The 898-nt window shown below is 77.1% G+C and carries 2 protein-coding genes; one reads left to right on the top strand and one right to left on the bottom strand.

Annotated elements, in window-relative coordinates; translation table 11 throughout:
- Window positions 1-2 precede the first annotated feature (2 nt).
- A complete protein-coding gene (locus AB0H87_RS17695; protein WP_360146047.1) occupies window positions 3-428 on the top strand; it encodes a MarR family transcriptional regulator in 426 nt (141 codons plus the stop codon).
- A 10-nt stretch (window positions 429-438) separates the two neighbouring features.
- On the opposite strand, the gene AB0H87_RS17690 is transcribed toward AB0H87_RS17695, so the two are convergent.
- The coding region (locus tag AB0H87_RS17690) for an ROK family protein (RefSeq protein WP_360146044.1) at window positions 439-898 on the bottom strand (460 nt) is incomplete at its 5' end.

Raw genomic sequence — 898 nt, 5'->3', positions numbered from 1 at the left:
CCGTGGTGGTCGTCGTCGACCGGCCGCCGCGGGCCGTGTGGGACGCGGCCCGCGAGGGCGCCGCCGACCGCGTCTCGGGGTCACAGTTGCGCGCGATGCTGGTGGTGGAGGAGTTCGACGGGATCAACCTGCGTGGTCTGGCGGGCAGCCTGGGCATGATCCTCTCGTCGGCCAGCCGGCTCTGTGACCGCCTGGTCGCGGCCGGCATGCTCGAGCGCTTCCCCGGCCGCACCGACCGCCGCGAGATCTCCCTGCACCTGACCAAGATCGGCCAACGCCTGCTCGACGAGCTGCGCGCCGAGCGCCGCCGGCGGCTCAGCGAGGTGCTCAGCCGGATGACGCCCGCGGCCCGGCAGGCGCTGCTGCGCGGCCTGAGCGAGTTCGGCGACGCGCTCGGCAAGCCGAACTCCGAGATCCTGACCGCCTAGCGGTTCGGCCCTAGCGCAGCCACTGCGCGGGCTCGGCGAGGACGTCGCGCACGACCGCGCCGGCGGCGCCGACCGCGGCGGCGGCCGGCCCCAGCGCCGAGGCCCGCACCGTCATCGGCGCCCACGCCGCGGTCAGCACCCGCCGGGCCAGCTCCGCCTCGACCGCCGGCCCGATCCAGGGCACCAGCGGCCCGAAGATGCCGCCCAGCACCACGGTGTCGACGTCGAGCATGTTCACCACGCCGGCCAGCGCCACCCCGAGCGAGCGGCCCGCGGCGGGCAGCCGGCCCTCGGCCAGCGCCGCGTCCTCCCGCAGGCGGGCCAGGCCCGCCTCGCCGGGCGGCAGGTCGCGCAGCAGCGCCTCCTGGCCGGCGTACTGCTCCAGACAGCCGAGCGCGCCGCACCGGCACAGCGGGCTTCCTGGAGCCGGCCGACTTCGGCGTCGCGGCGCGGATGTCGCTGATCGCCCT

Origin of the sequence: Asanoa sp. NPDC050611 (genome assembly GCF_040654855.1) — a bacterium.
Classification (GTDB): domain Bacteria; phylum Actinomycetota; class Actinomycetes; order Mycobacteriales; family Micromonosporaceae; genus Asanoa.
Note: the sequence above shows the minus strand (reverse complement) of the source record. Positions and strands in the feature narration are given on the sequence as shown.